Source organism: Streptococcus suis S735, from assembly GCF_000294495.1.
Taxonomy (GTDB): domain Bacteria; phylum Bacillota; class Bacilli; order Lactobacillales; family Streptococcaceae; genus Streptococcus; species Streptococcus suis.
The window spans coordinates 1,460,160-1,480,063 of record NC_018526.1; the positions used below are offsets into that span (position 1 = coordinate 1,460,160).

Sequence of the window (19,904 nt, forward strand, 5' to 3'; positions counted from 1 at the left end):
AGATTTATTCTACATTCCCAGTTCAGCCTCTGCAGCTATTGCGAATGGCTCGTTTTATATTCAATCTCCAAAGATTTCCTAAAACTTGGATCTGTACGGAGGGTAAAACAATTCCATCACTATTATAGGCATAATCTCTACTCTATTAACCATATGTATATACAAGTAGAAATTACACGACCAACATTTACTTCGATTCTTGCTTACGTTTTGTACGATAAAGTACCTGAGCTCCTACAAGAAGAGAGAGGGCAGTTAACGTATAGATTGGAGAATCAGCTTGTCCAGTAGATGGAAGCGAGTTTGACTTCTCGGTTGAACGATTCACACTAGATACTTTCTCCACATTGTCAGAAAGACGTGATTTCTGATTCATAGCAAGCTCTACCTGATTTGCCACCGTTTCGGCATTCACTTTATCCTTGATAGTAGAAATTGGAGCAGAGTTATCTGAATCTTTAATAGTCTTAGAAGAATCTGGAGTATCACTATTTTCTGCTTTACCAATCTCTTCAGTTGACTCTGGTTCCATTGGGCGAGACAAATCTGGGGTATCCATTACTTTTGGAATATCCAATTTTTGTGTACCTGCTGAACTGTCTGTATCTTCGATAGGCTTAGGTGATTCTGGTTTAACACTGTTTTCTGTTTCACCAATTTCTTTAGGTGACTCTGACTTCATTGGAAAAGTGGAATTTGGAATAATAATATTGTCCGTTGCTTTCGGAATTGTTGAGTCTGGTTTATTTGCTGAATCATCGGTTGAGTCTTCGATAATCTTAGGTGATTCTGGTTCAACATTATTTCCTGGTTTTTCGGTCTCTTCAGTTGAATCTGGCTTCATTGGAAGAGTGGGATTTGGAATAATAATATTGTCCGTTGTTTTCGGAGTTGTTGAGTCTGGTTTATTTGCTGAATCATCGGTTGAGTTTTCGATAGGCTTAGGTGATTCTGTCTCAACATTATTACCTGGTTTTCCAGTCTCTTTAGGTAACTCTGGTTGCATTGGAAGAGTTGAGTCTGGAACATTTGGTTCTGTCTGTTTAGGCATTTCAGGTGTCACCATAGGTGTCATATTTTCTACTTTTGATATACCTGTTGACTTGTCTACCACCTTATCTGTATCTTTTGGCTCAATAGGAACAGGAACCAAAACTTTCTTAGTTTCATGGTTAAGAGACACTTTTGAGGATGAGTATTTTGCTGTTTTTTCTCTATCATTATTAAGAGAATAACGAACCTCAGTTCTTACCAATTCTTGGAAACCTTTATTCTTTTTATTTTTTTTATGTTGCAATTGATATGTTAAAGATAGTGGCTTGTTAGTTTGATAAGCCTTGATTAAGTCTTCTTTATCTAAGTTCCAAGTAATAGTTGTTTTCGAGTTAGAGAAAAACGACCATAATAAACTAGATGTACCATTTGTGATTTTTACTTTAGAACTATCTGGTTTTTTCGCGAACTCAACATCATTTTCAAGCGAATCTACTAAGCTCACTTTAGTCAATACATCTTTAAATTTTTCTGCAACATTCTCGTCAATATTTAAAAACTCGCCCTTATCCCCAGACATTTTTTTCAAGTAGTCATCAAATTTATTCTTTTCTTCGCCAGCTTTGTCTTTGGTCACATCAACAGCGTAGAAATGAATCCCTTTCTCAGTAGCAATCTTTGCTTCTGCCTGAGCAGAGAGGTTATGATTGTAAAAGACATTTTTTCGACCGTAGAAAATGTAATCAACGAGGGAATTTGCAAACAAGTCAATTGCTTTTTCAGAGGTATTTGTCAAACCAATCTTTTTACCGATATAACTGAGAGTATTTGTAGGCAATGCAGCCTTATCTAATTCTTTTTTTAAATTATACTTTATTTTCTTTACAATAGCGTCTTTAAATGGTAATGGATCAAGTTTACGTTCATAAAAGCTACGGAAATGGTACCCCTCACCAATTTGTTTCTCATAATTGAATTTTTGTTCTTCTAATTTGGAGCTATCAATATCAGCTAAGTCAATATAGTCTAACGGGTTTCTGAAAAACTTTCCAATAAAGTCAGTTAAACCTGCGACAGTAGATACTCCATCTAATGCCTCATTAAACCTTGTAATTCCCAATTTATTCAAGAATTCAATCAAGCTCTTGGCATCTTTTAACAAATTTGCTCTGCGGACAGTCACATCAAATGTAAATGGCCAAGGCAATAGAGGGTTAGTATGCACCACTTTATCTTCATTGATTGTCTTATACTTAGTTTCTGTTTTCGCAGCATCCGTCAAATCATAACTAAATGTAGACTCCCCTTGTGACAGAAGTACAATATGTTTGCGTTTCCCTGATTTCTCGCTTTCTAAAATGCGACGTGCTTCATGGATTGCTCCCTGCATATCTACGCCCCAATTGTAATTTTGTTCAGCATCAGTGAAAAGCTTCTCAACCGTGTCTTCTACAGTAATACTGTTAACCTCTTGAGCTTCAGATAACTTGCGATTGAAACCGATCACACGCACAGAGTTACGAGAATTATGATTATTGGTTGGGTCAGTCATTTCTTTGACAAGCTTGACAATGTTATCTTTAGCTGCTTTTTTAGCCTCTTCATCCATTTTTTTAGATGTATCCACCAAGACAACTATTTCTGCACCCTTATCAATTTCTTTCGGCACAATTTGAGTTGTTACTGTGACAACTCCATCTTGCCCTACTTCTGCTGTTCGAGAAACTGTAAAAAGCTCTTTAGGAGTTTTATCCACTGTACTAGATACTGTTTCATTTGGTTTTTCAACCTTAGTAGAATAGTCATCTACTTCCTTCTCCACATACTGAACGGCTGGTTCTTCTTTTTCTGTTGCTTTTCCTTCAGAAGAACTAGTGTTTTCAGCAACTTGCCCCGTTGGCTCTGAAGCGTTTTCATTCGTTAATGCCTCAGGAGAAGCAGATTCTGCATTCGATTTTGGTAAGGCAGAAAATAGAAGAGGAGTCAACCACCTCTCCTTCCTTATTTTCATTAGCTTGGACAACTTTAGGGTCTTCAACAGCAATAGGACGTGTAATCGAAGAAGTATTATCTATCTCCTCATTTTTTTTCTAAAGTAGTACTTTCTGTAACAGGCGTTTCTGCATATACTGTCACTGTATTTTGAGGATAGAGTGTTCCCGATAAAGCTACCCCCGCTCCCAGCGAAACAAGTCCAATTGATAGCTTCCGCAAAGTGAATTTTGGATGATTCATTATGATTCCTTCTCCTTGTTCTCTATAAATTTAGAATGTATTTTCGCCCTTCTTTAGGTATTTTCAAAAAAGGAAGTATGGATGTCAATGGTAAATAACTTTAGTATCATTTTGTTCAAGAAGCGTAGAGCTTTTGGGAAAAGAATGGGCACCTTGTGTATTCATAAGGTGCCTAAGTCCTTCTGTTAACTGCTTACTTCACCTATCAAGTCAAGCAAGCATGATTACAACTCAAAGTTCCTATTTATCATTAACAATGACCATATCACAAAATGTGCGAGTCTATTACTACATAATTCATTCTACCATATAATTTAAAAACAGAATTTGTTTTTTCTCTATCGTTTGTTTATGTTTATTCTATTACAAAAATGATAATTGGTCTTTGAGTCTGTTATCACACACATTTATACAAGTGATAAATATTGCAATGAGTCTTCAAACTCTACTTTCACCTCTATAAGCAAATAATTCATTGAAAGAAAAATTTTAACTCTTTTAATTTAAAGCTACACAATGCCTCTCATCTGTCGCAAACGAATTTTTGAGAGAGCTTTGTCATCGCCTTTTACTCACTTTCTGTTATCTTTTTCTTGCCAATGAATAAAGCAAATAAGAATAATATGATCGATAACATTATATTGGCAACCAAGCTCGTTTTTTCACCGGTCTTAGGCAGGCTTTGAACTTGGGTATTCTCACCACTATCATGCACAGATACGTTTCCTTTTGTCCCTTTGTCTCTTACAGTACGAGCCATTTTCTCTTGCTTAGTAGGCATATCTTTTTTCGAATCATCAAAAATAGAAACCGTTTCTTCTTTTGATGGCTCTGCATTTTGCTCTACTTTTTTGTCAGTCAGCGTTTGGCGTACAGGTGGCAAAGTAGTTTGCTCAAGTGTGTTTGATTGTTCGATATTTTTGGTAATTTCTTTGCTAGGTTGCTCTTCCTTCTCGTCCTTTTTATCTGGTTTATTAATGCGGTGACCATTTCCTTTTTGAACCGTTACGACTTCCCAAGCTACCTGTTCACCTTCTTTATCAAACGCTCTAAACGATAAGGTTTCTCCATTTTTTAAAACACGACTACCCAAATCAAATTCGAATCGACCTGTTGAATCAGTTGAAGTTTTACCAATTATCTCCTCGCCATTCTGAGTTGATACTAGTTCAATCATTACATCTGGAGCTGTTTTGCCACTGATGTAACCATGATCTGTAGTGACTTTTTCTACTTGAAATGGTAAATCCATCACGTCTTCATCTTCCAAATATTGCCCTACAACTTCTTCCTTACTAGCGATGATATTATTTGTAACCGGGTCAATGATTTCAAAGCGAATTCTCTCACCTTTTTCAAAAGGCAATTGTAAATCTTGAATTTGGAAACCAAAAAATCCTAATTCGTCCACTTGAACTGGAGGATACTGTTTTCCTTTGATTGACGAAACCATGCGAACGTAGGCATTAAGATGTATCGTTCGACCGACAATATAATCTTTTTTATTATGCAGTTTAGGTACAATGATAGGATCTTCATCTGTCGCTTCATCCATATCTGCATCTTGTAAATAAGTTGCTAAAGATGCCATAACAGATTTATCCAATAATATACTTGAACCATCAACTGTATCAAGATGGACAGATACCAAGTCCTCTTGTTGATTGTGAGTCAATCTGTAGTACTTATCCTCGGATTGTAGGGCAGGCAAAGCAATCTTATAGTGACCTGTCTCATCAGCAATAGCTTCCATGATAAACTCTGAAGTATCAGCATTGTATAGATGCACACGACCTAAAGGAAATGTAGTTCCTTCCAAAACTGAAGTCGCACTTGATAAAGGTTTTACTGTCATTTGTGAAGATACTTTTTCTTTTACCAATGGTTTTACAATAGTATTAGTAATCACCGGCTGACCATCTTCTGATACAAAAGACAAAACCAATCTATCATCTGCTTTAAATTTTGAACCTGCTAAACTCTCGGAAAAAGTAACCTCAAACCGTCCATCTTTAGGATCAATTAGTGTCTTATCAGAGACAAAACTACCATTTATTGATAGATAGACTGAACCTTTGACAGAGGTATGACCAATAACTTTGCTCGTATGTTCAAAAACTGGTTCGATGAACACTTGATGCATTCCATTAGATGTTTTTTCTAATCTTTTTGCTGGAATTTCATAAGCCTCTGGATGTCGATTAGTCCTCACTACTACCTTACGCTCTTCAGAATCTGCCTCTAGAGTCCAAAACTGTTTCGGCAAAGCACTAATTTCCACAGTTTGGCTGTGAGCAAGTGGTTTACTCAACCGATAAGAAAAATCTCCCTTATCATCTGCTTCCAAAATATTCTCAATAGAAGTAATTGCTTCCCCATCTATCGTAATCGCTACATATCCACCAGGAGTGGTATTCCCTGAGATGGTTTGATCTCCAGCTTGAATCGGAGCAACCTCTAGATGGTTTTCAATAAATGAAAGTTCTTCCTCCATATCCTCCATCTCTTCCGATTTTTTTCTTCACTCGGTACCTCATCAGTCACTTCCTCAGCTTCAGCATTTTCCGAAACTGTATTGGTAAGCGATGATTCCGTGCTTTCTAATTGAGTTTCAAGAGCTGTAGCGTCAGTCTCCTCAGCCATTGCGGTTTCCATATTCATCCCTGTACCAATCCATAGAAAAGCAATTGCCACCGAAACTAAACCCATCTTACTTTTTCTCAACGAAAAAATCTTGCTATTCATCTTTTCTCCTTATATCTGTATTAACAATTAACGACACATATTGTCCTAGTTTTATTATAAAAAAAACATCTCATAGAACATTGTTTTTCATTAGTTTTTTATCTGTTTCACAGTTGTCTGTAATAAATAGCATGCTACATTTCGCAAAAACTTTGCTGGTTCTCATAGTCATTTAGTTTTTCTTTTATTACTTGTAAATACAATTTCTAAGTTATGGCACATTCAAAGTAAAGAACAAGCGCCTGAATTTTTCTATGATGCAGATCATTGTTTTTATCTCGGAGTGCTCGCTTTAATTCGTCAACTTATACTCAATGAAAATCAAACTAGGCGATGCATATGCAGATAGAACTGAAGTTTATCAAATCAAGTCAACAATGTCTGATTTTGATTTTCGAAGAGTATTAAATAGGAGTGGGTTTATTTGTCATGATGCCACTTGTTTATTTTGTTAACTATCACTTCATAAAACATGATTGTCCTCACAATAAAAAAAGCACCCGAAGGTGCTAGGTAAGATCATCCTACCGACTTCACGTTGAGGTAGGTAGAAAAATTCATTAGGCGTTGAAAGCGTCAGTCAACTGTGGCACCACTTGTTTCTTACGTGAAACGGCACCTGCAAGGAAGGCGTGGTTGTTTTCCAACTTGAAGTTGAAGGCTGCTTCTACCTTGTCCATGTTGCTACCGAGCGCAAGGATTTCTGAGTTTGAGTTAACGATGTCTGTAATCATCAAAACAAAGTCAGAGTAGCCATTTGCTACTGATGCTGCTGTCATAGCTGCTTCGATTTCTGCTTGGCGTTCCAAGACTTCCGCAATGTCCACTGTGTTAACTTGGGCTACACGCACGTCATTGCCATTCAAGCCAAATGTTTTGGCATCGATGTCAATCAATTCTTCTGCTGACTTGCTGGCAAGGTTGGTACCAGCTTTCAAGAGTGCCAAACCGTATTCTTCTAAGTTGACACCAGCAATTTCAGCCAATTCAGCTGCTACCTGTGGATCTGTTACATGAGTAGTTGGCGATTTAAGCAAGAGGGTATCTGAAATCAAACCTGATAGGAGAAGTCCAGCTACTTCTTTTGGAGGTATTACTCCGTTTTCTTTAAAGGCACGGTAAACGATTGATGATGCTGAACCTACTGGCTCCAAACGCATGTACAATGGATTTGCCGTTTCAAAGTTTGCGACACGGTGGTGGTCAATGACAGCTGCCACTTCCACTTCCTTGATGTCTGCGATAGACTGTTGGAATTCATTGTGGTCAGTCAAGATGACTTGGCTAACACCTTCTGCTTTTGCAGACTCAACCACGCGCGGTGCAGTAACACCAAAATAGTCAAGAGCAAAAGCAGTTTCTTCATTTGGCGTTCCTAGAACTACTGCTTCCGCATCACGACCAAACACTTCACGCTCCAAGTGAGCCCAGCCGTATGATGATGCAATGGCATCTGTATCAGGATTTTGGTGACCAAAAACTAAAAATTTAGACATGTCTACAACCTCATTTTTTCTAATAATCTCCTACATTTTACCATAAATAGAAAGACTTGTGAACATGGACGGGTCGGGATTTGCCAAACGTTTTCAAAAAGAGTAAGATAGAAGGTAGCAATACAAAAGGAGAAACATATGAAATTTTCAGACTATACCTATGTCCGTCCAGATTATGAAGCTATCAAGGCTCAATTTACTGACCTGACCGACCAGTTGGCTCAGGCAAGTGACTTGGAAACAACTCGCACACTTGTGGCAGCCGTTACCAAATTACTCAACCTGGTCGATACCCAGTATAATCTCTGGATGATCCGTCATACTATTGACATGAACGATGAGTTCTACAATGAAGAAACCAAGTTTTGGAATGAATATTCGCCACTTTTTGAAGAATTGACCACCAACTACTACCGTATCATTGTCCAGACGCCGTACAAGGAAGAACTGTCAGACATCTTGCCTCAAACCTTCTTCATGCAGGCAGAAAACAAGCTCAAGACCTTCTCATCAGACGTCATTCCATTATTGCAAAAAGAAAATGAATTGACCGATGAGTACAGCAAGCTGATTGCTGGTGCAGAGATTGATTTCCAAGGTCAGACCTACAACTTGTCACAAATGGGGCCATTCGGTCAATCAACCGACCGTGAAGTCCGCAAGGCTGCTTCTGCTGCCACAACTACCTTCTTTGAAAGCAAGGAAGCTGATTTTGACCGTGTTTACGATGAATTAGTAAAAGTCCGCACAGAAATCGCCCACAAACTTGGCTTCAAGGACTATGTGGAATACGGCTACCTCAAGATGAACCGTTTCGATTACAATCGTGACATGGTTAAGGTTTACCGTGAAGAAATCCTCAAGCATATCGTACCGATTGTACAAAATCTGCGTCAACGCCAAGCCAATCGCTTGCAGGTGCCAAGCCTCAAACACTACGACCTAAACCTTGAGTTCTTGGATGGAAATGCTGTTCCTCAAGGTGACCCCGACTTTATCGTCAGCCAAGCCCAAGACATGTACCGCGAATTGTCCGCAGAAACAGGCGAGTTCTTCGATTTCATGATTGAGCATGAACTCTTGGACTTGGTCGCAAAACCAGGCAAAAACAGCGGTGGCTACTGTACCTATATCCCTGACTTCAAGAGCCCATTCATCTTCTCCAACTTCAACGGAACCAGCGGTGATATTGATGTCTTGACCCACGAAGCAGGTCACGCCTTCCAAGTCTATCGTTCGCGTTGGATTCAAAGTCCAGAAGTTGTTTGGCCAACCTACGAAACCTGTGAAATCCACTCCATGTCTATGGAATTTATGACCTGGCCATGGATGGACCGTTTCTTCAAGGAACAAGTGGATAAATATAAATTTACTCACTTGGCAAGTGCCCTTCTCTTCTTGCCTTACGGTGTCTTGGTAGACCACTTCCAGCACGAAGTCTATGAACGCCCAGAGATGACACCAGCAGAACGCAAGGCAACTTGGAAAAAACTCCAAGACCTCTACTTGCCAGACCGTGACTATTCCGAGTCAGAAGCCCTCAACCGCGGTATCTTCTGGTATCGTCAAGGTCATATCTTTGCTAGTCCATTCTACTACATCGACTATACCTTGGCCCAAGTTTGTGCCCTCCAATTCTGGAAACGTACACAGGTAGATCACGATGAAAATGCTTGGGAAGACTACATCCGCATCTGTGATTTGGGCGGCACCAAGTCCTTCTTGCAAGTGGTTGAAGCCGCAAACCTCCAATCACCGTTCAAAGAAGGTGCCCTTGAAAGCACAGCTAAAGCTGCTGCTGATTGGTTAAATACAGTTAAGGATAGCGACTTATAAAACACAAAAATCTGAATGAATCAAATGACTCATTCAGATTTTTTGATTATATGATACTTGTCCCTAACACATTAAATCTTTTTCGCATCAATCTCCGACCTCTTCACTATTATCCCTTAATTCTATTCAAGTACTCCTGATAGGTCTCTGTCTCCATCAAGGCCTTTGCATTTTCCACTCGAGCCTTCGTTGGGGGCTTGGTCCCCTCTAGTGGATAGGGTCTGCCCAACTCACGCCACTTAAATTCACCAAGATTGTGATAAGGTAGCACCTCAAAACGTTCGACATTTTTTAAGGTTTTAACAAACTTACCAAGTTCAATCAAGTCCTCATCTCGGTCAGTCAAATTTGGTACCAGGACATGACGAATCCAAACAGGCTTACCAATGTCTGATAGATATTGAGCACATTCTAAAATAGTCTTGTTACTGTGACCTGTCACAATGCGGTGTTGCTCAGGATTCATTTCCTTAATATCAAGGAGCACCAAATCTGTTACTTCCATAAGCCGACTATATTTTTCCAAGTAACGCTCTGTCTTACGGAAAGTCAACGCACAGGTATCCAAAGTAGTGTGAATCCCTTTTTCTTTTGCAAGGGTAAACAGAGCAATTAAAAAATCAATCTGGATGGTTGCTTCACCACCTGAAACAGTAATCCCCCCTTCTTTTCCCCAAAACATACGAAAACGCAGAGCTTCATTCAAGACATCTTCCGCCGTTCTCTCAGTCGCTGCTGGATTGACCAGATCCCAAGTATCTGGGTTATGGCAATACTGGCAACGCATGTGACAGCCCTGCATAAAGACTACAAAACGTACCCCTGGGCCATCAACCGAACCAAAACTCTCTGTTGAATGAACCAAACCTGTCACTTTACGATAATCAATTTCTGTCATCATCTCATCCTCATCATTTTATAAGACTAGTATATCACAAAAATGAAAACGCTTCTATCATTTACTTTCTTTCTTTCATAACCATCATCTTCCGCAAGAAAAAAGCTAAAAGACTAGGTTGCCCTAGTCCTTATCGGTTTCTTCTTTCTCCAGTGGTGTAATCAAGAGTTTTAATTTTGTTACGCGACCATTTTTTACCTTATCGTTAATAAGAACTAGGTGGTGATCTTTACTATCTACTTCAAAGGAAACTTTCTCATCTTGGCTCGGAATGGTACCGACTCCTGTCAGATAATAACCAGCAATCGTATCAACGTTATCACTTTCCAACTCCATCTCAAAATGCTCATTGAAGTCATTCAAGGTCATATTTCCTTGGACGATATAGGTGTTGTCAGCAATTTCTCGAACAAAAATTTCTGTCTTATCGGTCTCATCATCGATTTCCCCAACAATTTCTTCCAGCAAATCTTCCAAGGTAACGAGACCTGCAACTCCACCATACTCATCTAACAAGATGGCCATTTGATTTTGGGTATTTCTCAATGATGTCAACAAATCATCCACGAAAATCGTTTCTGGAACGAAGAGAGGCTCCTGCATAATGCGGCGGATGTTGAGATTGTCAAAGCCATTACTGAAAGCTTCTGACAAGATTTTCTTGGTATGAATCAGACCAATGATATTGTCCTTATCGCCATCATAAACAGGGATACGTGAAAAATTCTGCTTGAGGATAGCTGCCATGATGGTTGCTGTATCATCCTCAATATCCACCATGAAAGCATCCGTACGGGGAACCATTACTTCACGTGCCATCAGCTCATCTAAAGAGAACACACCTTGAAGCATTTCGATTTCTTCGGCATCTAAGGTTTTCTCACTCTTTGTCAAAATATATTCAATTTCATCCCGTGTCATTTGCTCATCCGCATCATCAAAATTCATAGGAGTAATACGGCTGATAAGATTCGTTGCAGCTGATAATAACCACACGAACGGACTAACAATTTTTCCAAGGAAAATAATCACTGGTGCAGTGACTACTGCCAGATTTTCCTTCATATTCATGGCAATCCGCTTAGGATACAATTCGCCAAGAACGATTGAAACGAAGGTCAACATAGCCAGTGCAAGCCAGTAACCAGCAGTTTGAGCTGTTGTTGAATTCCCCATCCATTTGGCAAATACAGCTCCTAAATCATTAGCCAAGCTGGCACCTGAAAGGATGGAGATGAAGGTAATACCGACCTGAATGGTTGATAGAAAATTGTTAGGATTCTCTAAAACTTGAAGCAAGCGAATATATTTCCTCTCACCGTCTGCTGCCTTTTGTTCTACTCTTGAACGATTGAGGGATACAAGGGCCATTTCTGAGGCTGAAAAGAAGGCATTGAACAGAGTCAATAAGAATAAAATTAACAGTTGTAAATAGATGGTCTGACTACCAGGGTCTTCCATGATGTTCTCCTATAATAAAATTTATAACATTTCCATTATACCACAAATTCTAAAAATTAACATATTTCTTGTTATAATTAGTCCCTCATATCTGTTTATGTTACAATAATCAAAAGGAATAGGAGAGCAACTATGATTATTTCGATGAAGAATGTCCACTATAAACGACAAGGTAAAACTATTTTAGAAGACATCAACTGGGAATTTAGAAAAGGAGAGCGTTGGGCTATTTTAGGGCTCAATGGGGCTGGAAAGTCAACCCTCCTTCGTATTTTAATGGCTGAGTTTTGGAAGACCTCTGGTGACCTGACTGTTCTGGGGGTGGAATTTGGTAAGGGAGATATTCCTAGTCTACGCACCAAGATTGGGGTAGTTGGCTCCTTTTTGGCAGAGCGTTTTCCAATCGATTTGACGGCTGAGCAGATTGTCTTGACAGGAAAATATAAATCCTCCATCCTCTATCGTGAATACGGTCAAGCTGAATTGGATGAAGCCATAGACATGCTCAAAACCATTAAGGCTGAGCACTTGATCGGTCGGGCCTATGCTAGTTTGTCACAAGGAGAACGCCAACTCCTGCTGATTGCCCGAAGTTTGATGGAAGAGCCGGCTATTTTGATTTTAGACGAAGCAACTGTCGGTTTGGACCTCCTAGCTCGCGAGCGCCTGCTCCACCACATTGACTACCTCTGTCAACTCCCAACGGCTCCTGCCATTATCTACGTCACCCATCACGCCGAGGAAATCACTGATAATTTCACCCATGTCCTCCTGCTCAAAGATGGCATGGTCTTGGCACAGGGACCCAAAGAAGATATCCTGACACCTGAACTCCTCAGCGATTTTTATGGAAATCAGGTGGAATTGATTGACTTGGGTGAGGGAAGATTGTTCATTAAGCCGATATTATAAAAAACAAATCCAGCTCTAGTTCGAGCTGGATTTTAATCGTTCCACCATGACCAAAAATGGTGGGGTATTAACTTGGTTGAGCGGTTTGTAGAGCATGGCTGTAAAGACGGTTTGGTCAAGCTGGCTGATAAAGTCTAAAACTGCATCCTTCTCAAGAGCTCCACCCTCGTGACCATAGTAAATCATGATAGCCAAGCGACCTCCAACCACCAATCTATTCAGGACTTTCTCAATGGCTTGAAGGGTGGTTGCAGGCAGGGTAATGACTGACTTGTCCGCCGAAGGTAGATAACCCAGATTGAAAATCGCTGCCTTGCATTCATCCACATACTGGTCTAGGTTTTCGTGTCCTGTCAAAACCAATTGGGCATTGGTCAAGCCAGCTTTTTCTAGTTTTTCAGCCGTTGTAGTCAGGGCTTGTTCCTGAATATCAAAGGCCACAACTTTTCCTGCTCGTTGGGCTAAAAATAGCGTGTCATGGCCATTTCCCATAGTCGCATCGACCGCTAGGTCCTGGTCTGTTAATATTTCATCTAAAAAGGCATGGGCCATGTGTAAAGGTCTAAGCATACTTTCTCCTAATTATCGTCAATACATAAAATCTATCACATCTAGTATAGCATACTTTCCATCTTCAAAAAATTTTTTAAAAATCTTCCATTTTTCCTATTCCTTTTGCGAATAAATAGGTATGAAGACAATTATCCTATTTTTCCTTGGAGCTTCTATCGGCTCCTTCTTGGGATTGGTCATCGACCGTTTCCCTGAACAGTCCATTATCGCCCCCTCTAGTCACTGCAATGCCTGCAAACGACGGCTCAAGGCCTGGGACTTAATTCCAGTCCTATCCCAGCTTTCGACAAAATCCAAATGCCGTTACTGCAAGGCGAAGATACCTTATTGGTATCTGGGATTGGAATTCTTAGCCGGTCTAGTTGTCCTGCTCTGCCATTTTCAAGTCCTAAACCTAACCGAAACCATTCTCATCTTGGCAGGACTAGTTTTGACCATTTACGACATCAAGCATCAGGAATATCCTTTTGCTGTCTGGCTCATTTTTACTTTTATAGCTCTGATACTCTCCCAGCTCAACTGGCTTTTCTGTGGCTTTTTACTCTTGGCCTATCTGACTGAAAAATGGCAAATCAATATTGGTTCTGGTGACTTTCTCTATCTGGCAAGTTTGGCCTTAATATGTGGATTTACAGAACTCCTCTGGATTATCCAGAGGAGTTCCCTCCTAGGGCTTCTTGTCTTCGCCATTTTCAAACCCAAGTCTATTCCCTACGTACCACTCCTATTTCTTTCAAGTATTCCTATCATTCTGTGCACCTAAATCGAGTTTTTCTCGATTTTTTTGTTATAATAGAAGGCATATTAGAGTTCAACTCCATCAAAATAATTGGAGCACCTTCTTGATAGGAAGGCAAAAGGAGAAACGTTATGACACTATTTAAGGATGACAGTTTAACCCTGCATACCGACCTTTATCAAATCAACATGATGCAGGTCTATTTTGACCAAAACATCCACAATAAACACGCTGTATTCGAAGTCTATTTCCGTTCACAACCTTTTAAAAATGGCTACGCTGTATTTGCCGGTTTGGAACGCGTTGTAAACTACCTCAACAATCTCAGCTTTAGCCAGACAGACATTGACTATCTGACAGAACTAGGTTATCCGAAGGATTTCCTTGATTACTTGTCCCAATTGGAAATGACTCTCACTGTCCGTTCGGCTAAGGAGGGCGACCTGGTCTACGCTAACGAACCCATTCTGCAAATCGAAGGACCATTGGCACAATGCCAACTAATCGAAACTGCCCTCTTAAACATTGTCAACTACCAAACCCTAATTGCCACAAAAGCTCGCCGTATCAAGGCTGTCATTGAAGATGAGCCCTTGATGGAATTTGGCACTCGCCGTGCCCAAGAAATGGATGCTGCTATCTGGGGTACACGGGCAGCCTTTATTGGTGGAGCATCTGCGACTTCCAATGTTCGAGCTGGCAAAATCTTCGGCATCCCTGTCGCTGGTACCCATGCCCACGCCTTGGTTCAAACATACGGAGATGATTACAAGGCTTTCAAAGCCTACGCTGAAACCCATCATGACTGTGTCTTCCTCGTTGATACCTATGATACGCTTCGTATTGGTGTTCCAGCAGCCATCAAGGTTGCCAAAGAAATGGGAGATAAGATTAACTTCAAAGGGGTTCGGATTGATTCAGGCGATATGGCCTATATTTCTAAGAAAGTTCGTCAGCAATTAGATGATGCAGGTTTTACAGATGCGAAGATTTACGCATCTAATGACCTCGATGAAAATACCATCCTCAACCTCAAAATGCAAAAGGCAAAAATTGATGTCTGGGGAGTTGGTACCAAACTCATCACCGCCTACGACCAACCAGCTCTGGGCGCTGTCTACAAGATTGTATCCATCGAAGATGAAGATGGAAATATGCGTGACACCATCAAGCTGTCTTCTAATGCGGAAAAAGTCTCCACTCCTGGTAAGAAACAGGTTTGGCGCATCACCTCCAAAGAAAAAGGAAAATCAGAAGGGGACTACATCACCTTTGCGGACACTGACGTCACACAGATGGATAATATCTATATGTTCCATCCAACTTACACCTATATCAATAAAACCATCGAGAACTTTGATGCCCGTCCTCTCCTAGTTCCTATTTTCGAAAAAGGAAAACAGGTCTATGAACTTCCAAGCCTAGCGGAAATTCAAACCTATGCCAATCAAGAATTTGATAAACTCTGGGATGAATACAAACGCGTGCTCAACCCACAGCTCTATCCAGTCGACTTGGCACAAGATGTTTGGGATAATAAGATGAACCTCATCAATCGTATTCGCAAACAAACTCAGACCAAATCCATCTAAGAAAGGTATGTTATGACCCTACAGGAAACAATCATCAAAGAATTAGGCGTCAAGCCAAGCATTGACCCCAAAGAAGAAATCCGTCGCTCCATCGACTTTCTCAAAGACTATCTGAAAAAACACCCATTTTTGAAAACCTACGTCTTGGGGATTTCTGGTGGACAAGATTCGACCTTGGCTGGTCGTTTGGCCCAGCTGACTATGGAAGAAATGCGGGCGGAAACAGGTGACGATTCTTATCAATTTATCGCTATCCGCCTGCCTTACGGTGTGCAAGCTGATGAGTCTGACGCCCAAGCAGCCCTAGCCTTTATTCAACCAGATGTCAGCTTAACCATCAACATCAAGGAATCAACAGATGCCATGGTGGCTGCAGTCAATGCAAATGGGCTTGCTATGTCTGATTTTAATAAGGGAAATGCTAAAGCCCGCATGCGCATGATTGCCCAATACGCTATCGCTGGAGAACGCAAGGGGGCTGTTATTGGAACCGATCATGCCGCTGAAAATATCACTGGTTTCTTTACCAAGCACGGTGATGGAGGTGCAGATATCCTGCCCCTCTTCCGCCTTAACAAGCGTCAAGGTAAGCAACTTCTAGCTGCTTTGGGAGCAGATGAAAAACTCTACCTCAAAGTTCCTACTGCAGACTTGGAAGAAGACAAACCAGGCCTTGCTGACGAAGTCGCACTTGGTGTTACCTATAACCAAATCGACGACTATCTCGAAGGTAAAACCATCGACCCTCAATCCCAAACCATTATCGAAGGATGGTGGAACAAAACAGCCCATAAACGCCACCTGCCAATTACTATTTTTGATGATTTTTGGAAATAATACTCCTCGAAAATCAAAATCAGACGTTATTGACTTGATTTGATGACTGAAAAGCTCCTGTGGAGGTTTTCAGCCTGTTCCCTTGAAATATAAAAGGAACAGAGTTCTAACATCAACTTGAAGGCGCAAACAATGTTCGCTATATTTCCTAGCTTCAACTATCTCCCAGATAGTTTTGATGCGAAACATGTTCGCTATATTTCCAACCTTCAACTATCTCCCAGATAGTTGAAGCTAGGCTACTTTTGATTTTCATCGAATAATAAAAAATGGAGCCCTGACAGTTGAACCGTCAGGGGTTTTGTTTTTTATTATAACTTCAAACCATAATGAAAAAAGCCCACGCAGGAAAAAATATCCTGCGTGGGCGTCAATGGACACGGTGCCACCTCACTATGGACTCGACTAGAAAAGTCCATAACTTTTTCTCCTCTAACAAGGAGGCGCACGATAAGGGGTGCGGACCGAACTCTCATTGTTTCGAATTCATCGAACCAAACTCACTTTACTAAACCAGACAATCCATAAAATGGATACGAATGCTTGTTTGGCATCAGCCTATCTCATAAACCTCTATCATCTATTCACACCAACCATAGACTCTCTAAAGACAAAGTGTTTATTACATTTTCTGATTACTTGTAATTATACGTTACAAAATCAAAATGGTCAAGTGATTTTTAGAAATTTTCTAAACAATTTGAAAATTCAGTTTCCATTGCCTGAATCCATTAAAAACTAACAAAAAGCCACTCTGCTTAAGTGACTTTCTAAAAAACTGTACTCACGAGGCTGGGCTCAAGCCCAGCACCGCTTCTCAAAGTTAGTGTCACCATCTCAGCGCAGTGGTTGATTGGGTTTAACAGTCCAGTGGAGTGAAACAGTTCGGGGAACTGTTTCAGCCCGATCCTAGAAAGGGAAAAGCGAGGTTAAAGGTTGGAGATAAGATTTGCGAAGCAAATCTCAGCAATTCATGTTTTACACTCCAAATCTGACCTCTACGACTGATGCGAACTTTGTTCGCTATATCTCCAGCCTCCAAAGGTTCCCCGAACCTTCGGAGCTATGCGGAGGTGGGAGTGAAACAATTTGAGGAACTGTTTCAGCTGGTCACCTTAAAACTAGAAAGTGACCATAGAAGCCGAACCTAAATGTCTTTCCCACTCCCATATCAAAGATAGCTTTAGCTAGTCAAGGTCATTTTTAAGGGAATACTGACTGTATTTCAAAAAAATAACGATATGTAGCTTAAACAATAGCATTAGATGGACATTCTGAACCTGTGACGGTAGGTTCTAAGACTCCTGTTTGGAAAGGATTATCCCTCTCTTTATCAATGAATAGCTAAAATAGGCTAGTATTCCCCCCATTGTATTGGTCCATAAATCATCGATTTCAAAGACGCGTTGGGCATCAATCAGCAAATCCAGTAGTAATTGTGTGCATTCAATAAAAAGACTGATACAAAAACTATAACGAATCACCGCTCGAAGGCTCCGCCATTCTTCCCTAAGAAACAAAAGAAGAAAAATCAGAGGGAAAAGTAGAAAAATGTTAGTGATGTTTTGCAAGAAAATCCACCCTAGGTCCGCCAAACTATCTACCTTGTCCCCGTTGACGATGCTGTTGAAAGGAGTTGGTAAAAGATAGAGACGGCCAATTTGAATAATTCCTGGGGTCGAGAAATCCTTATACTGTGGGTACCAAGTCTGTGGTAGGAAACAAAGTAAAACAATAGCCAGAGCATAGGCTCCAGCTAAGGTCTTACAAATCTGTCTTCCCAGCTTGGTCAGGTTCCCATCTGCTTGGAAGAATTTTCTCATGCTCGAATACCTGCCTTTGCTTTTGCGGCTGCAATACGAGCACGGGCTTTTTCACGGTCTTTCTTGAGCGTATTGGAGCGCAATTGACCACAGGCAGCATCAATATCTGTACCATGTTCCTGACGAACGACACAGTTAACACCATTTTTCTTCAAAACATCAAAGAAAGCAAGAGTACGTTCCTTGGTTGAACGACTGTACTGGTCATGTTCACTAACTGGGTTATAAGGAATCAAGTTGATATAAGACAATTTACGGATATTCTTAGTCAAGTCAGCCAATTCCTGTGCCTGTTCCACTCCATCGTTGACCTCATTGAGCATAATATACTCAAAAGTCACACGGCGGTTGGTCACTTTGATATAGTCTTCGATTGCTTCAAAAAGAACTTCTATAGGGAATTTGCGATTAATGCGCATAATGCTCGAACGAAGGTCATTATTTGGCGCATGTAGAGATACTGCCAAGTTTACTTGGACACCTTCACGTGCAAACTCTCGAATTTTCGGTGCTAAACCTGACGTAGAAACAGTGATGTGACGGGCACCAATTGCCAAGCCCTTGTCGTCATTAACCACTCGCAAGAAGGTCATAACATTATCGTAGTTATCAAGCGGCTCACCAATCCCCATCACAACGATATGGCTAACACGCTCATTCTGATTGCGCTCATCCAAGTACTTTTGTACCAACATAATCTGAGCCACAATCTCACCGCTAGTCAAGTCACGTTGCTTAGGAATCAATCCAGATGCACAGAATGTACAGCCGATATTACAGCCAACTTGTGTCGTTACACAAACAGAAAGGCCATAGTGCTGGTGCATGAGAACTGTCTCAATCAACATGCCATCTGGCAGTTCAAAAAGGTATTTGATAGTACCGTCCTTAGACTCCTGTACAATCCGTTGTTTGAGCGGATTAACTACAAAATGTTCTTCCAACTTTTCAATCAAAGATTTTGGCAAGTTGGTCATTTCCGCAAAAGATTGGACACGAGAACGGTAGAGCCATTCCCAAATTTGAGTGGCACGGAACTTCTTCTCTCCGTTTTCTAAAATCCAATCAACCAGATTGGCTTGACTAAATGCATAAATTGATGGTTTCATATTTCTCCCTATTTCTGGCGGATAACAAAGTTACGCTTCACTTCATTCATCTCACGCTTGCTTTGTTTACGCTCACGTTTTTGAGAACGCTCCGTTTGACTCGCCTTAACACCAGCATTCTTCATAGTAAAATGACGCTGTTCCGACTGTTTGTTTTGCTGCTTCCCCTTTTTCTGACGGTCATTGCGATTACTTTTGTTTTCTTTTGGCGCAATAGGCTCCGTCCGCGGCTGATTTCTGTTCCGATTGCGAGAACGACTCCGCTTCCGACGCGGTCTATTCTCCTCCTCAGCAGGCAAGTCTTGTGGATTCGGATTGGCTAAGACGAAATAAGCACAACCAAAATTACAATACTCCGTCAAATAGTCGTCTAAGCGGCTGATTTTTAAGTCTGATTTAACATTTTTATCGTCTGTATAGAATCCCCTTAATCTCAGCTGCTCATTGCCCCAATCTCCCACAATATAATCAAATTTGAGCATGAGTTGTGAAAAACGTTGACCAAAAATCGTCTGATCAAAAGCATTCTTGTAATCTTCCAAAAGGTCCAATTCAATATTTTCAGATACAACCTTATCTCCGACACGAGCAAAACTCGGACCAGGGTATTTATTATAGTTATACATTTCAGGTGAAATTTCTTTTTTCATTTGTC

The 19,904-nt window shown here is 40.6% G+C and carries 14 protein-coding genes and 1 pseudogene; 5 read left to right on the plus strand and 10 right to left on the minus strand.

From position 1 onward, the window contains the following. Positions 1-187: 187 nt before the first annotated feature. The 4 genes and pseudogenes from YYK_RS07260 to YYK_RS07275 all read right to left on the minus strand — a co-directional run bounded on the left by YYK_RS07260 (position 188) and on the right by YYK_RS07275 (position 7,469). A complete protein-coding gene (locus tag YYK_RS07260) occupies positions 188-3,004 on the minus strand; it encodes a serum opacification factor (protein ID WP_223375650.1) in 2,817 nt (938 codons plus the stop codon). A 68-nt stretch (positions 3,005-3,072) separates the two neighbouring features. Continuing rightward, positions 3,073-3,228: a hypothetical protein gene (locus YYK_RS10285; RefSeq protein WP_014636090.1), complete on the minus strand. Its 156-nt coding sequence runs from the start codon at positions 3,226-3,228 to the stop codon at positions 3,073-3,075. 568 nt (positions 3,229-3,796) lie between these two features. Next, a pseudogene (gene yzpA, locus YYK_RS07270) lies at positions 3,797-5,973 on the minus strand (YSIRK domain-containing zinc-binding protein YzpA). A gap of 560 nt (positions 5,974-6,533) precedes the next feature. Further along, positions 6,534-7,469, minus strand: coding sequence for a manganese-dependent inorganic pyrophosphatase (locus YYK_RS07275; RefSeq protein ID WP_012027585.1), 936 nt, complete (start codon positions 7,467-7,469; stop codon positions 6,534-6,536). A 138-nt stretch (positions 7,470-7,607) separates the two neighbouring features. On the opposite strand from YYK_RS07275, the gene YYK_RS07280 reads away from it, so the two are divergent. Next, positions 7,608-9,305, plus strand: a complete 1,698-nt coding sequence (locus YYK_RS07280) for a M3 family oligoendopeptidase (protein WP_012775294.1) — start codon at positions 7,608-7,610, stop codon at positions 9,303-9,305. A gap of 109 nt (positions 9,306-9,414) precedes the next feature. Here YYK_RS07280 and pflA read toward each other — a convergent pair whose 3' ends face one another. Further along, on the minus strand, positions 9,415-10,206 hold the full coding sequence (gene pflA / locus YYK_RS07285) for a pyruvate formate-lyase-activating protein (RefSeq protein ID WP_012027587.1): 792 nt from the start codon (positions 10,204-10,206) through the stop codon (positions 9,415-9,417). A gap of 120 nt (positions 10,207-10,326) precedes the next feature. Continuing rightward, on the minus strand, positions 10,327-11,664 hold the full coding sequence (locus tag YYK_RS07290) for a hemolysin family protein (protein WP_004194632.1): 1,338 nt from the start codon (positions 11,662-11,664) through the stop codon (positions 10,327-10,329). A gap of 132 nt (positions 11,665-11,796) precedes the next feature. On the opposite strand from YYK_RS07290, the gene YYK_RS07295 reads away from it, so the two are divergent. Beyond that, positions 11,797-12,576: an ABC transporter ATP-binding protein gene (locus tag YYK_RS07295; RefSeq protein ID WP_012027588.1), complete on the plus strand. Its 780-nt coding sequence runs from the start codon at positions 11,797-11,799 to the stop codon at positions 12,574-12,576. A gap of 15 nt (positions 12,577-12,591) precedes the next feature. Here the strand turns inward: YYK_RS07295 and mnmM are convergent, their stop codons facing one another. Further along, positions 12,592-13,146 (minus strand): tRNA 5-(aminomethyl)-2-thiouridylate-methyltransferase MnmM, encoded by a 555-nt coding sequence (mnmM, locus tag YYK_RS07300; RefSeq protein ID WP_004194627.1) that lies wholly within the window; start codon positions 13,144-13,146, stop codon positions 12,592-12,594. Between the two features lie 121 nt (positions 13,147-13,267). Here mnmM and YYK_RS07305 point away from each other — a divergent pair, with 121 nt between their 5' ends. From YYK_RS07305 to nadE, 3 genes are all read left to right on the plus strand, one after another. Next, positions 13,268-13,912: a prepilin peptidase gene (locus tag YYK_RS07305; RefSeq protein ID WP_014917297.1), complete on the plus strand. Its 645-nt coding sequence runs from the start codon at positions 13,268-13,270 to the stop codon at positions 13,910-13,912. 107 nt (positions 13,913-14,019) lie between these two features. Beyond that, positions 14,020-15,480, plus strand: coding sequence for a nicotinate phosphoribosyltransferase (locus YYK_RS07310; protein WP_012027590.1), 1,461 nt, complete (start codon positions 14,020-14,022; stop codon positions 15,478-15,480). Positions 15,481-15,492: 12 nt separating this feature from the next. Continuing rightward, entirely contained in the window at positions 15,493-16,317 is an 825-nt protein-coding gene (gene nadE / locus YYK_RS07315) for an ammonia-dependent NAD(+) synthetase (protein ID WP_004194617.1), read from the plus strand. A 1,295-nt stretch (positions 16,318-17,612) separates the two neighbouring features. Here nadE and YYK_RS07320 read toward each other — a convergent pair. The 3 genes from YYK_RS07320 to YYK_RS07330 are packed head-to-tail and all read right to left on the minus strand — an operon-like array spanning position 17,613 to position 19,899. Next, positions 17,613-18,140 carry a VanZ family protein gene (locus YYK_RS07320; RefSeq protein WP_012027591.1) on the minus strand — a complete coding sequence of 176 codons (528 nt, stop codon included), beginning with the start codon at positions 18,138-18,140 and terminating at the stop codon, positions 17,613-17,615. Then, positions 18,137-19,249 (minus strand): dual-specificity RNA methyltransferase RlmN, encoded by a 1,113-nt coding sequence (rlmN, locus tag YYK_RS07325; RefSeq protein ID WP_012028433.1) that lies wholly within the window; start codon positions 19,247-19,249, stop codon positions 18,137-18,139. The genes YYK_RS07320 and rlmN overlap by 4 nt, the downstream gene beginning before the upstream one ends. 8 nt (positions 19,250-19,257) lie before the next feature. After that, positions 19,258-19,899 carry a YutD family protein gene (locus YYK_RS07330; RefSeq protein ID WP_012027595.1) on the minus strand — a complete coding sequence of 214 codons (642 nt, stop codon included), beginning with the start codon at positions 19,897-19,899 and terminating at the stop codon, positions 19,258-19,260. Positions 19,900-19,904: the final 5 nt, after the last annotated feature.